Below are 13508 nucleotides of genomic sequence, written 5' to 3'. Positions count from 1 at the left end.
CCTGCGTAGACGGGAACCTATTCTAGCGATGAGTAGAGCCACTTTAAGAAGAGATTCCCGTCTTGCGGGAATGACAGGAATCCTCTTATCTTAATGGCAACGCCTTTGCATTGCGTCCAGGCTATAATTAATTACAATTATTATTCTTGACGCAGTTTACCAGACTGGTTGCAAAGTGATAATTGTTATTTTGATCATGAATCACTTCCCAGTCAAAAACACCACCAAATCCTGGATAAGTCCGTGGTGGGATATAGGTACCACAACTTGATGAACTCGCAACTCCAGTGCGTAAACATTGTATGGCGCGTTTAATTGTACTAATAACTGCTGCGGGTGAACCATCACTTTGTCCTGATGCATTGGGTGCAGGATAACCAAGGACCACTTGAGATGGAGTCAGATAACTGATGTAAGGTTGGAATCCAGTTTGTTGCCCTGAACTAGTCACTGCAGGCCAATTTTCTAATAAATCCGTTGCCATAGCAACCGAAGCATTAGGAGTACTGGTATTGTTTGGATCATAACAAATTAAGTCAATGCCAAAAGTACAACCTGCGTTATACATTTGAATACCAACCCATTCTAAAGATTGATGAGTTTGCATCACCAAAGATGCATAGTTTCCCCATGTAGCGTCAAACCCCGAAGTGGCGGCAACATTAGCAGTTTGCGGCGCTAAGGTAAGAAGCAGATTGGGGTGATTGGTATGCATTGTATTAATAATATTCGCTAAAACCGCTATATCACCTGTTGGATTGGTAAATGTTCCACCTGCATTTAATCCACTTTCTATATCAATATCAAATCCATCAAAATGATATTGGGTTACAAGATTTTCCAATGAACTAATGAAGGTTTGCTGAAATGCTGCGGGTGAAGAGGCTGCGGCTAATACCTGATGAAAATTCACTGTGGTATTAGGGATGCCTGACGATGCACCACCTAGAGAGAGCAATACTTTAATGCCAGCATCATGCAAGGATTGTATGTAACTTGCGGATACAGTATCGAAGGCCGAAGTAATTTGTCCGGGAGAGGTCGTGCTAAAAACTCCAAAAGCAACCAGAATATGGGTATAACCCGCATTAGCTAAAGCAGTAGCAGGGGGTGGCGTTACCCAGCCTGGTAAGTAGCCTATAATTCTGCCGCCAGCAGTTGTGCTCTGGGTATAAGTTATCGTTTCTGTCGCAGAAGACGATGCGGTTAAAGGTTGTGGAGAATAACTTATTGTATAACCATTAACTGCTGTTGCACTTACTGTATAAACGACTCCATCAGCTAAGTTTACATTACTTGTTCCTGAGCCATTGACCAAAGGAATTGCTTCATTAACTGGTGCACCATTACCACTAGGGGTAAAGGTTACATTAATAGAGGAAACCGACGATGGTGCTCCTGTAATTGTAATGGGAACACTGGCTTGGGCAACCTGAACACAGTTATAAGTGAGTTGCACTGAGGGGGCGGAAACTGCTGCTGTAGCCGAGGTCGGTGTAAATATTGGAGAACAATTATATCCGTTATAGGCTATTGAAGGAGTAGAGAAAGTATAATTCACTCCATTGGCTAACTGACTAATTACGTTCGTGGTACTCCAATGTACTTGCGCATTGATGGCGCTCTGATTATCCATCCGAGTTAAAGTTACAGTAGGTATACCCGTATAACCTGATAACTGAGAGGGCAATGCAGGTAGTGTGATATTGATGTTTCCTGTTGTTGGTGCTGCTGTATAGCTAAGAGTAGAGGAAACCGTGGTATCCGCTGTAACGGTTAAGTTTGCAGGATTTGCGACTCCTTGATACATGACTCCATTGCTATCCGTAACCGCAGTTGGTGATACAGTATAAGTTCCGGCAGCTAGACCCGAAATGAGTTGTTGTCCAGACCAGGGAACTTGTACTGTACTTATATTTTGTCCATTTAAAGTTAAATTCACTAATGCATAGTTTTGCGATACATTCGCAGGTTTTGCAGTTGCATTGATTAAATTAATATTTCCTGTGGATACTGGAGAATTTAAATATACAAGAACACTATTGGCTATGTAGTCTGCAGTAGGCGCTCCATAGATTATTGTAAAAAAACTTCCTTTAGGGAGCTTACTATTGGCTCCTGGATAGGTGGGAAATTGTAATGAGAGCGAAGATAAATACGTACCATTACTTTGGGACTGTGAGGTAATTTGTAATGTATTGACTGGATATGATAAAGGCGAAAAATTTCCCCAAAAAGAAGTATTTAAATTACTGTTATTAGAGAATGTTATTGTAGAATTTTGAAAATCTACAGCCTCATTGCAATTGTTAGTTAATTTCAATGAAATTGTTTGCCAGCTTTTTGTACCCGTTGAGCTCAAGCTTCCTGTAATACAAGAAGTGGGTTGAGGAGCAACAATTGGCGTTTTAGCCAATCCATCATTTAAGACAAACAAAAAACTAACTAAGAGCCCTATTTTTTTCATAAATTCCCTTAATTTTCATTAAATTAGTTATTAATCGGAGATCAACAATAATGACCTTTAAAGTTAAATGCAAGAGTTCTTAGTAACAAAAAAGCACGGTTTAAACCGTGCTTTGAAAGGAAAGGAATGTCAAAAAAAGGCTTAAATAGAAGGATTTTTATCCTTTCTTTGTGACCATTGCTCATCTGCTATTGCTTTCAGTTGCAAACTAAATGCTACCCAGATAAGCGAAGATTTGACTATCCAGAAACTCGGGCCTGGTCAAGAAGGCTACTTCAATTGAATCTAGTGCAGGTCGTTATAATCCATAGCCAAAACGTGTGAGTCCTTTCTATAATGTTCCGAAAACTGTTTCAATTCAGGTAACCTTTTTTCACACCAACGGATCGCCGTAATTACAGGTAGAGAATCCTTATTATTTTTCAGGGTCCATTGGGCATGTTCTAATAACAAACTGGATGCGAAAGTTTGTGCTAATGCAAACGAAAGTTGTCTTGCTCCAGCCTGTTGTTCTTCATCACTCATCTGAGACATGGATTGGACATGGTTTTTCAGTTTTTGGACGTCGTGCTGTGTTTTTATCTGAGGTTGAATAAGTTCTTTATTTTTAATTTGGCTCAATCGGTTTTGGATGTCCTCAAGAAAAAATATCGCTGCATTCTCTTTATGAATGGCACGCAATGCATCAAGACTTAAAATATTAGTCGTTCCTTCCCATATGGAGAGTACTTGTGCGTTTCTTAATAATTGTGGAAGTCCTGTATCTTCAATATAACCAGCTCCTCCAAAAGCCTCTAAAGTCTCGCTAACTACACTAATTGCTTTTTTTGCCGTATAAAGTTTTATCAGGGGAGTTAACAATCTCAGAACGGCTCGTTCCATTTCTGTGGCTTCATTTAATTCATCTTTTCCTAACAGTTCAATGGCATGAAAAACCAAATGGAAGGCGCCAGTAAATTCGACGTGCATGTCTGCTAACGTTTCCAGATGGAGTGCATGTTTTGATAAGGTATGACCAAACGCAACACGTTTTGTGGCATAATCACGAGCCAGTGCGAGGCCTCGTCGCATGTAACCCACAGCGCAACAAGCATTGTAAATGCGTGTAATATTAAACAATGATGAAATTTTTTTAACTCCATCTCCCGCGGGTCCCACTAATAATGCAGGAGTATCCTTTAGAGTCAATTCTGCAGTGGGTAAAGCACGGGTACCTAATTTATCTTTTAAGCGATTTATATGTATGCCATTCAATTTACCCATCTGATTTCGAAGTTCAAGATAAAATAGGCTTAACCCTTTACTGCCCTCAGGGGCGCCTTCGATACGCGCAAGAGTCATTGCAATCTGTGATGTGGTCGCAGAAGTAAACCATTTAACACCACTGAGTCGATAATGAGAACCACCTGGTCTTGCAATCGTAGATGTGCCACTCACATCAGAACCCCCGGTGCGTTCGGTCATCCATTGTCCAGAAGTCCAAAAATAAGCTGGATCAGAAGAGATTAAGTGGGGGAGGGCGTGCTTTTTCAATGATTCATCTGCATAAAGTTCCAATGCTCGAGCAGCCCCATCCGTCATCGCGAGGGGGCAAGTATAGATTGCTGATGAAGGATGAAATAAATACAATTTGGCAAACTGATGGATACGTGATAATGCACCATGACGACGTTCATATCCTATGGCAATTAATTGTTCTTCTGCAGAGATTTTATCGAGTTCTTTCCATGCTTGAGATACTTCAATATGGTCAATGCGTTTACCCCATGGGTCATAGGGAACATGCTTGGGTGGAAATGCTTCTGCTTCTTGACCTAATTTATAAATATCCTCAATGACTCGTTGACCTAGTCGGTACAATTCAGGTTGGATTTCCGTCAACATGGAAGTAGGAAGTTTCCATTCTAGATAAGTTTTTAAAACTCGATCTGCATCATATTGATTGCCTAAGCGAGGCGGAGTTTGAAAAAAATCATTCATGGATCTATTCCTTTAGATTTTTAAATTCTTCTATCTTAACCGGCTTAAATATAAGGGGCAATCCAAAAACTTTATGACTTCCTTTTCTACGGTCCGCAATGCCCCTAAACTGGATATTTAAAAATTAGGTAAATTTGGTAAGAAAAAAAAATAGATTTGAACTTTCCTTACAAATCTGACAAGGTAACTGCTGGATTTTAGAATGTAGTGCAATGAAATGAAGAAAGGAGTCTAAGGTGAGTTATTCACGTTTAAATAAGAAATTTGCAACTGCTGCTTTAATTTCTCAATTTTTTGTTGGAGCTTCAGCATCGGCTGCGGGTTTGCAAATCAATGAGACGAGTCCAAGCTTGCAAGGTTCTGCAATGGCGGGTTCCGCCGTAGCAAATAATGATGTTTCTGCTTTGTTTAACAATCCAGCAATATTGTCAACTTTACAGCAAAACCAGATTTACGTCGGCGCAAGTGAGTTTATACCCCAAATTAGTATGATTAATGGAGAGGCTGCTCATACTTTCAATGTGCCAGGTATGCCGCCATCAACTATTGCCGGACCTGTTCAAGGGAAAGCTTCCCAACATAACATCAGCAACGCAGTTTTTATCCCACAAGGTTATATCGGTTGGCGCACACCTCTTGATAAGTTAACCCTGGGTTTAGCGGTTGTGGAACCATTCTATTTATATAATAAATATTCCGAAGCTTCTGTATTGCGTTATGCAACGGTCAAAAGTGAGATAAATTCGGTTGATATTAATCCATCTCTCGCATATCAAGTTAGTGAGAAATTATCTTTAGGGGTTGGTTTTCAAGCTCAATATCTAAAAACAATTTTTTCGCATTTTGATGGAGTAAACACAGGGGTTCCTTCTATTGACCTTTTTATCGCATCCACACAGCCTACCCATTTAAAAAGTGATGGATGGGGTTATGGTTATACAATTGGCGCTTTATATCAGTGGGACCAATTTACTCGTTTTGGGGTAAGTTACCGCTCGGAAATTTCCACAAATCTAAGCGGCCATGGCGAACAATATACGATTATCGGAGATATAGTACCTTCGCCTGCAACTACTTTTTTATTTAATAGTGAAACCGCCGTGAGTAATAATTTTAAGACACCAGGTGTATTAACTATTGGTCTTGCCCACGATATAAATGAGTGGACCCTTAAAGCAACAGCTCAGGTTACTTTCTGGGATTATTTAGGGGATCTTGTTGTTTCAACTCCAGATGCTTATGAAACAATTTATATTGTGCCCATGAAATGGCATAACACATTTTTTGGTGCTCTTGGCGCTGATTATCGTTATAACTCTTCCCTTACTTTACGGGGAGGATTTGCTTATAATCAGACTCCATTCAATTTACAAAATCGTACCCCGCTTATTCCTGAGTCCGATCAATATTGGTTAAATTTTGGATTGAGCTATTTTATAAACGATCATTTCTCAGTTGATGGTGCGTACTCACATATTTTTATTCGTAAACAATCAGTGAACATTACTCAAACCAATGAAGGGATTCCCGGCCTGGCAGCCCCCTTAGAAGTCAATCAAGTAAGTGCCGACTATAAAGGTACAGAGAATATTGTATCGCTGGGATTACGATACAGCTGCTAAGTCATTATAAGGAGATAGTTTAATGGTAACAAAAATAAGAAAAATGATATTACATGCCAAAACACAATTAGTTGTGTTGATGAGCATGTTTTCTTTATGCTGCATGCTTCCTCAGAATGCTCTAGCTATTCCACTGAATAAAATTACTAAAGTTTATTTTTTTGGTGATAGTTTATCAGATAGTGGGTTTAATAATACGTTTACACTCATAAATGGAATACCTGACAAAGCACCTACGTTTACAACGTTTAATGGTTATACTTGGGCACAGTATGTAGCACATGACATTATGGGTACACCTCTTTTGCCTCCCGGTACTCTATTTCCCACAACAAATGATAAGATGACGAATAATACAACTCCTATTTTTGTTGATCCCTCTAAACCTCCTGCGCCTCCGATTGTACCCCTACCCAATGGGTTTAATTTTGCTTGCGGAGGAAGTCGAACAGTGGCAGAACCTGGGATAGACTTTTATTGGGCTCCATCTGTTCAGCGCCAAGTTCAAAATTACCTATCTTCAGCACCCCAGAAATTGGATCCTAATGCAATGTTCTTTATTTGGTCTGGTGCGAACGATATGCTATATGGAATTTCTGCACAGCTAAACCCAATTGCATTCATGCAATTGATCGACGTGACCACCACTCAGATTGTGCAGCAGATTGAAGTGCTTAGTGCTCGAGGTGCTAAAAGAGTCGTGGTCTTATCTCTTCCTAATATAGGTGTTACTCCGTTCATAAACCAACTGGCAGTAGCAATCGGGGATCCCTCGCTTCCTGGAGCTATAAAAAATCTTAGTTTTATGTTTAATTCACTGTTAAATCAAAAATTGGGTGCTGTTGCTAAACGGCATAAAGTAAAAATTTTATATTTTGATACTTATGCCGCTTTGGATAACTTAATCAGCAATGCGCAAGCAGGGGAGCCTACAGTCATTAGCGGGATATCTTTTTTATTCCAGAATGTGACCACTCCCGTGTGTACTGCTCCTTTGGCTATTTTATGTCAACAAACCTCAAATAATTACCTCTTTGCAGATTCCGTCCACCCGACCGATATGGCGCATCATGCTTTAGCCTTAGAAGTGGAAAATCAAATCAGACAATGGGTGTAACGTAATTAAATTTTCGACTAGCCCTCCCTCCCATTTAGGGGAGGGAAAAATTTAACTACTCATGCAGTTCAAGCCGAATGAAACATACCTTAGCAACTGATTTCATTTTTAATTTCTTGCTCTTCGGGTTCTTTTTCCTGCTTGCTGTTTGTTGCAAATATTCCCAATTTACTACAAGTTGCTTCATAATAAAGACGAGCTTTCTGATATTGCCGGCATACCATTTCTTGTACTGCAGTGGGTAATACTCCTATAGTGCCATAAACTTTAACATTACCCGTGGGCTTTTTATCTGCCGGGTATTCTTTTACGTCGTTTACCGCCTCCTGGAGGTCACTCATGAACTTATCTTCAAAGTGTTCAATTAATGTATGAACGTGGGTTAAACACAAATGAAATCCATCAGGTTTTTGTAATAAATTTAATTTCCAACCTCTTTTTTCTAATTGATCAGCAATTAAATGTGGGTTTAACGTATCGCTTCGAAATCCGAGTATAGACCATTGGGGATTTCCAAAAATAGCAACATCTCGTTTACCCGTTTCATTTGGTTTATATACTTGGTCCACTCTATCTTGCAGCCGTTGACGCATTGCTACAATGCTTTCGGAAATTTCCTGATATTTCTTACGTCCATAATATGAAAGGGTGGTATATATTTCTGCAACCCGTGCGCCACTGGTTGAGCCATCCAAAATACCTGGAGTAGTATAAAGTCCGCCTGACCAGTTTAAAGCCGCATATACTGATAAAGCAGGAGAGTCCTCACTAAATAAGCAAACTGAAGTTCCTTTAGGACAACATCCATATTTATGTAAATCGGCGGAAATCGAGGTAACTCCTTTAACGCGAAAGTCCATAGGATTTTTGGATGTATTCAGAAAAGCAGTTAAAAAACCTCCTAAACAGGCATCTACGTGAAATGGAACGCCTTTTTCTTGTGCTAATTGACCTAAATCACTAATCGGATCATGGATGCCATTCATGAATGATGGTGCAGAGCCAACGATTACAGCGGTATTGCTCGAAATATATTTTCTCATTTCATTTGCAGTTACCGCACCTGTTTTAGGATCAACTGGAACTGTAATGAGTCGAGCTCCCGTCAGATCCGCTGCTTTTTTAAAAGCTGCGTGTGCTGTTTCAGGAATTACAATTTCGGGACATTTAATTCCTTTGGCTCGTGCATGAATTACATATGCGGCCATGGCTTCAATAATACTGGTAGAGCCTCCATGTGTGATTAAACCATAACCGTCTTTAGAACCACCAAATAAATTTTGGCACCATCGAATAATTTCTGCCTGCATGGCTATAATGCGTGGCCATTTGTCATGCAAAGGATTAGTTAAAGCAGTTTTAGCATATACTTCTTTCAGCAATTCTGTGAGTTCTTGAGGATGAACAGCATACAGCGCTCCTGAATCCTGGCCATCTCCTTGCTGAACAGTAAAATTTCGAGCCTCATCCTTATCCTTTACGTCAGAAAAATTAAAAAGACATTTTTGAGGATTGATACCAAATTCTTTTAAAATCAAATTTGGATCGGTGCGTTCTTCAGGAATCTTATCTTGCAATGCCATGGAGGAGCGTAAATCTTTTAATTTATCTTTAGTTGACTGGAGATCTTTATTGAGCTCTTTGTCCAAATAGGCTTTTACCTGCGGTAAGTTTTTACCCAGACTATAGGCTACATCGATCACTCGTTGCTTATATGTGGTGTTATTTCGTGAGCGATATGCCTGGGCAAGGGCAGGATATTGTTGCCAAAGAAAATAAAGAGCAGCGGTAGCGAAAACAATTTGATGAGCAGGGGTGTCTTTAAAAGTTTCATCAAATCCTTCAAGACCCCTATTTAAAAGCGCGGTAATATAGGTAAGCATAGTTAGAACATCCTTTTATTTGAGTTGAGTGCGCATAATAAACTCTTTTTATGATTTAAGTCACCAGAGAAAGACTTTTTGCTTCAGAATCCTACTCAAGTTACACTGTATTTTTTACATTGAGTGGGCATTGATGAAACCGAGATCACATAATCTTTTAACGTGGGTACCTCATCTTTTCTTGTTTTATAAAGAAAAAGTGTTTCAGAAATTATTACCAATAACCATAATTATTATCGTATACGCGGTAATAATCGCTTGTTTTTTTGAAAATGCCACGCGTTATAGCGTTGGCCAATTTCATCTCATTTTTAGTTTTATCTTAACGATAATTATTAGTTTTAGGGTAAATACGAGTTATGCACGTTGGTGGGAGGGTCGTATTTTATGGGGATCAATTAATAATAATTGTAGAAACTTAGGTTTAAAGTTCGAAGCTTTTATTGGATTACATGAATATCCTGATTTTTATGAATTGTTAAAAAAATTACCTCTAATTATCAAGGCTCATTTACGCAAAGAAAGTAAAGAGATTCAAACAGAGCTACTTTCCTTATGTATTCATGAATTTGAAGAAAAAAATCCAGTTCTTTTAGTAACGCAAAAAATGTATCGTATCCTGAATCAATTGCGTCAAGAAAATAAACTGCAGTTTGAGCAATACCTAACTTTAGATACTCATATAGCTAATTTAATCGACATGACTGGAGGTTGCGAACGAATTGCCAATACTCATGTACCTTATGCATTTGCTTTTTTTGTGAAACAAGCAATGCTTTTTTATGCCATCATGTTCCCTTTTGGTTGGGTAGACACATTCGGATTTTTGATTATTCCGATGATGGTGATGATCGTATATATTTTATTAGGTTTGGAAATATTATCCGAGGAATTGGAAGATCCTTTTGGAAAAGATGATAATGATTTACCTTTAAGTACAATTGCCAAAAATATTTCTAGAAATATAGAGCAAATAGCAGGAAAATAAGAGTACATGAATTCAACCTATGCTCTTGAAAAATAAAAATATATAGGTTAATTTTTGAATAGTAACAATTCCTATATGGTACAATTTCAATATAAATTGAAAGCAACAGTCCCAAAACAACTTCATATATATTCCTGAAGCTATATTCGATACGAGAAAAGGAGTTTCAAATGACACATAAAGTTACATCCAATCAAGAACACTGGGCTATACATCCAAATAAAAGGATTTCTTGGACGGCCGTTTTTGTAGGGGCCTTAACCGCCCTAGGCCTTAGTTTTTTATTGAATCTTTTAGGAGTTGCTATCGGGTTAAGTGCTTTTAAAACGATGAGTAATGGCTCAGTTATAGTGGTTATCGGCGGTTTGTTGGGAATCATTATTGGGGTGATAATTTCTACGTTGATATCAGGTTATGCCGCAGGTTATTTAGGTCGTTTATATTGTCCCGAACATAATTTGGGAATTATTTATGGTTTTATTACTTGGGTTATGGCTTTAATCTTGGGTGCCGCTTTGATAGGACTTTTGAGTCAATATGTAGTGACTTACACGAATTCTATTTCTCGTACTGTAGTGGCAGTTCCAATTACAGTGAATCAAATCTCCACCCCTGTAGGTACTACCAAAATTTCTTCTTCCACAAAGAATGGTCAAAAAGAGGCTATAGTAGAGGTTAATGTAACTCCGACAAATCTTGCTTCAGGAGCATACATTGCTTTCGCGTTATTTTTACTGGGTGCTTTATTCAGTTGTGTGGGCGCCAGTTGGGGAATGCGTTGTAAGAGGGATGATAGCTAGCCAAAAAGGTGTGCATCACACTGCTTTTGCCTATATTCAAACAATATAGGCAAAAGGCACTGATTAATTTGTGCAATAAAAATCGTAGGGAAAAACCACAGAAGCACTGTTTTCTGGGCCGTTTAAAACAACATATCCTGCTTTTAAAACACATTGACCAATGGGTGAGGTTTGCAAGGCATAATAGGGCGTCGAGTATACGGTTGCACTAATTGTCAAAGGAGCCGGAGTACAAGGTATGTTGTCTATAAATTGAGGTCCTTTTCCCCCCATCAGGGTAAGCGATTTATTTAATCCAAGTTCATTAGAAGTTACATTAAATGCAACATTTTGATCAAATGGTATTGGTGGTGTTGCAACGGCAACTTGCACCTTACAACTCATATCTCCATCTGCATAAGCAGGAAGAAAAACAAATAAGTTGATGAGAGAAAGACTGGTCATCATTATTTTTTTCAACATAAAAACTCCTAATTTGAATAGAATTGAGACTTATTGATGAGCTATTAAATTGAACAGGCTGTTAGAATGATTTATTTTTAAAAGATACCTGTACGAATGTAAATAACATCTACCATAACATAGATGAAAAATCTATCAATTTAGAGAAAAAAACAATGAAAAGTTAATTTTAAGAGCAATTATAGAGGAAACTTCATACGCTTAATGAATAAAATGCTTTTAAACCAGAAATTTTTTTGAACCTGCTCCTGAAGTTAAATTAGAATGTGAGGGATAGAATAAATAAAGAGAAATAATGACAAGAACCATTTCTAAAAACCGACAATTTGTTCCACTGATTCTGATGATTATTATTGGAATGACGAGTATCGTTCAAGCATATGCGGTTTTACCTAATCATCAGCAACCCCCTCGAGCATTAGCTCGTTCTATTCAAATCAAACACAATCGGGAAATTGTGGTATTAATCCATGGTTTAATGCGTACCTCGCTTAGTATGTGGCCATTAAAAAATTATCTAACTCGACAAGGCTATGAAGTTTATTCCTATAGTTATCCCTCTCCAAAATACAGCATTCAAGAACATGGCAGCTATTTAAGTCGATTTATTAAAAACTTATTAGAAAAAAATCCAGGTGTTCGAATCAATTTTGTTACTCATAGTCTTGGTGGGATTATTACCCGAGAAGCATTATCTACCTTATCCAAAAAGCAATTAAAAAATATAGGTAGTCTCATTATGTTGGCACCACCCAATCAAGGATCAAAATTGGCAAAACTGTCTATAACGATGTTTCCCATGCTCACTTCTCCAATAAAGCCATTATCTGAATTAAGTTCAGATCGATCGTCATATGTTCATCATGTGCCTGTGCCAAACATTAAAATAGGAATAATAGCAGGGCGATATGATGCGAAAGTTCCCCCTGAGTGTGCTCGTTTAGAAGGCTATGAACCGGTTATCGTGAACTCCAATCATACTTTTATTATGAATAACACAAAAACAAGACAATTAATTATGAGTTTTTTGAAGACAGGGACTTTTGTTGAGGTTGCTAAACGATAATTTAGCATAGTATAAAGTTACCAGATTGCCATAGCCATGTTCAAAGCTTCTTCTTCTGGTTCTGCACCCCAATCATAATCTGTTCCTTCATGATAACCTAGAAACATGGAACCCAAGGTACGGATTATAAAAATAACCGGATGAATGGCAATACTGACTAAGCTAAGTGCAGTACCGACTATATCATCAACTAGATTTAAAACATGCTCTGGTAAACTGAACCAAAAAAAGGGATTTAAAAGAAAAAAAGGGGTAATTAACACACGGATTAAGAATGCGGTGAAGTCATATAGAGCGCGTAATACATGACAGAAAAAGCTTGTAAAGGCATCGAGATGAAAACCTAAATTATAATAAGGATAAAATTTCAATTCCGCATAAATTGCGGCAGCTGCCGTTCGTGTAGCGTTAAAAAAAGTGCTCAGAATGATTCTCCTGAGGGACAACAGGCGCCCATCTTATCCCATTTTTCATTAGGGCGCTACTGTTTGCTTCCACGTAATAAACTTTTTTTTACAAGTTGAAACAAGTACTTAAACGAAGGAAACTTCGAAAGAAATCTAGTATTAAAGTAGATAAAATTGATTGCTTATTATTCCGGACAAAATGGTATAAAGGAAAGATTTATATTGTTAATCGCGCGGATGGAGTATGTGTTTTCTCCAAAATAAGTTCGGTAATTGTTTTACTCAACAGGTCACGAACACCTTGTTTTTTTTCTGAAGCAAGGTCAGTGAACAAATCTTTATACACTTCATGCTCATCGCTATGGGTACTTTGACAAAAGCCATTGATTTCTCGAAGATGTTCTTTCAAGTACACGATGGAATTTACATTTTCATTATTGGGCAATACACATTTAAATTCATTTTCAAGCTCTTCAGCTTTTGCATAGGTTGCTAAGAGTAATAAGGTATCAAATACCTCAAGACGATTTATTCTCTCGGAGATATCCGGAGTTTTTGCAAAGAGTTCCCGCGTATAATCGATAAATTGTTCTACTTTATTTCTCTCTCGTGTGATTTTTTTCAGCAAACGAGTGTTCATGGTTCCTCCTGATCTAAAAAGACCGAATTATATCGCATTAACTTTGCACTCTATACATTATAGTTGCAAATTGTTT

The 13508-nt window shown here is 38.1% G+C and carries 11 protein-coding genes; 5 read left to right on the top strand and 6 right to left on the bottom strand.

What is annotated here, in order from left to right:
• Positions 1-127: 127 nt before the first annotated feature.
• Together ACWTE2_RS04010 and ACWTE2_RS04005 are read right to left on the bottom strand one after the other, a co-directional pair.
• Positions 128-2467 (bottom strand): glycosyl hydrolase family 18 protein, encoded by a 2340-nt coding sequence (locus ACWTE2_RS04010; protein ID WP_454784250.1) that lies wholly within the window; start codon positions 2465-2467, stop codon positions 128-130.
• 285 nt (positions 2468-2752) lie between these two features.
• The gene (locus tag ACWTE2_RS04005; protein WP_454784249.1) at positions 2753-4447 is read right to left on the bottom strand and encodes an acyl-CoA dehydrogenase family protein; all 1695 of its coding nucleotides are present in this window, start codon (positions 4445-4447) and stop codon (positions 2753-2755) included.
• Between the two features lie 236 nt (positions 4448-4683).
• On the opposite strand from ACWTE2_RS04005, the gene ACWTE2_RS04000 reads away from it, so the two are divergent.
• Together ACWTE2_RS04000 and ACWTE2_RS03995 are read left to right on the top strand one after the other, a co-directional pair.
• A complete protein-coding gene (locus ACWTE2_RS04000) occupies positions 4684-6069 on the top strand; it encodes an OmpP1/FadL family transporter (protein ID WP_454784248.1) in 1386 nt (461 codons plus the stop codon).
• A gap of 22 nt (positions 6070-6091) precedes the next feature.
• Positions 6092-7186, top strand: coding sequence for an SGNH/GDSL hydrolase family protein (locus ACWTE2_RS03995; RefSeq protein WP_454784247.1), 1095 nt, complete (start codon positions 6092-6094; stop codon positions 7184-7186).
• 89 nt (positions 7187-7275) lie between these two features.
• On the opposite strand, the gene ACWTE2_RS03990 is transcribed toward ACWTE2_RS03995, so the two are convergent.
• Complete coding sequence (locus ACWTE2_RS03990; RefSeq protein WP_454784246.1) at positions 7276-9069, bottom strand: pyridoxal phosphate-dependent decarboxylase family protein; 1794 nt, start codon at positions 9067-9069, stop codon at positions 7276-7278.
• Positions 9070-9202: 133 nt separating this feature from the next.
• Between ACWTE2_RS03990 and ACWTE2_RS03985 the strand changes: the two genes are divergently transcribed.
• Together ACWTE2_RS03985 and ACWTE2_RS03980 are read left to right on the top strand one after the other, a co-directional pair.
• The gene (locus ACWTE2_RS03985; protein ID WP_454784245.1) at positions 9203-10057 is read left to right on the top strand and encodes a bestrophin family protein; all 855 of its coding nucleotides are present in this window, start codon (positions 9203-9205) and stop codon (positions 10055-10057) included.
• 170 nt (positions 10058-10227) lie between these two features.
• The gene (locus tag ACWTE2_RS03980) at positions 10228-10857 is read left to right on the top strand and encodes a hypothetical protein (protein ID WP_454784244.1); all 630 of its coding nucleotides are present in this window, start codon (positions 10228-10230) and stop codon (positions 10855-10857) included.
• A gap of 63 nt (positions 10858-10920) precedes the next feature.
• Here ACWTE2_RS03980 and ACWTE2_RS03975 read toward each other — a convergent pair whose 3' ends face one another.
• Complete coding sequence (locus ACWTE2_RS03975) at positions 10921-11319, bottom strand: hypothetical protein (protein ID WP_182391201.1); 399 nt, start codon at positions 11317-11319, stop codon at positions 10921-10923.
• A 295-nt stretch (positions 11320-11614) separates the two neighbouring features.
• Between ACWTE2_RS03975 and ACWTE2_RS03970 the strand changes: the two genes are divergently transcribed.
• Positions 11615-12385 carry an esterase/lipase family protein gene (locus ACWTE2_RS03970; RefSeq protein ID WP_454784243.1) on the top strand — a complete coding sequence of 257 codons (771 nt, stop codon included), beginning with the start codon at positions 11615-11617 and terminating at the stop codon, positions 12383-12385.
• A gap of 17 nt (positions 12386-12402) precedes the next feature.
• On the opposite strand, the gene ACWTE2_RS03965 is transcribed toward ACWTE2_RS03970, so the two are convergent.
• A complete protein-coding gene (locus ACWTE2_RS03965; RefSeq protein WP_454784242.1) occupies positions 12403-12831 on the bottom strand; it encodes a hypothetical protein in 429 nt (142 codons plus the stop codon).
• A gap of 178 nt (positions 12832-13009) precedes the next feature.
• The gene (locus ACWTE2_RS03960; protein ID WP_454784241.1) at positions 13010-13432 is read right to left on the bottom strand and encodes a hypothetical protein; all 423 of its coding nucleotides are present in this window, start codon (positions 13430-13432) and stop codon (positions 13010-13012) included.
• Positions 13433-13508: the final 76 nt, after the last annotated feature.

It is taken from the genome of Legionella nigrisilvae (assembly GCF_977063395.2).
Note: the sequence above shows the minus strand (reverse complement) of the source record. Positions and strands in the feature narration are given on the sequence as shown.

Coding starts and splice junctions, on each gene's coding strand:
- ACWTE2_RS03990 (WP_454784246.1), bottom strand. CDS start 9,069: ATGCTTACCTATATTACCGCGCTTTTAAATAGGGGTCTTGAAGGATTT.
- ACWTE2_RS03975 (WP_182391201.1), bottom strand. CDS start 11,319: ATGTTGAAAAAAATAATGATGACCAGTCTTTCTCTCATCAACTTATTT.
- ACWTE2_RS03985 (WP_454784245.1), top strand. CDS start 9,203: ATGAAACCGAGATCACATAATCTTTTAACGTGGGTACCTCATCTTTTC.
- ACWTE2_RS03980 (WP_454784244.1), top strand. CDS start 10,228: ATGACACATAAAGTTACATCCAATCAAGAACACTGGGCTATACATCCA.
- ACWTE2_RS03970 (WP_454784243.1), top strand. CDS start 11,615: ATGACAAGAACCATTTCTAAAAACCGACAATTTGTTCCACTGATTCTG.
- ACWTE2_RS03995 (WP_454784247.1), top strand. CDS start 6,092: ATGGTAACAAAAATAAGAAAAATGATATTACATGCCAAAACACAATTA.
- ACWTE2_RS03960 (WP_454784241.1), bottom strand. CDS start 13,432: ATGAACACTCGTTTGCTGAAAAAAATCACACGAGAGAGAAATAAAGTA.
- ACWTE2_RS04005 (WP_454784249.1), bottom strand. CDS start 4,447: ATGAATGATTTTTTTCAAACTCCGCCTCGCTTAGGCAATCAATATGAT.
- ACWTE2_RS04010 (WP_454784250.1), bottom strand. CDS start 2,467: ATGAAAAAAATAGGGCTCTTAGTTAGTTTTTTGTTTGTCTTAAATGAT.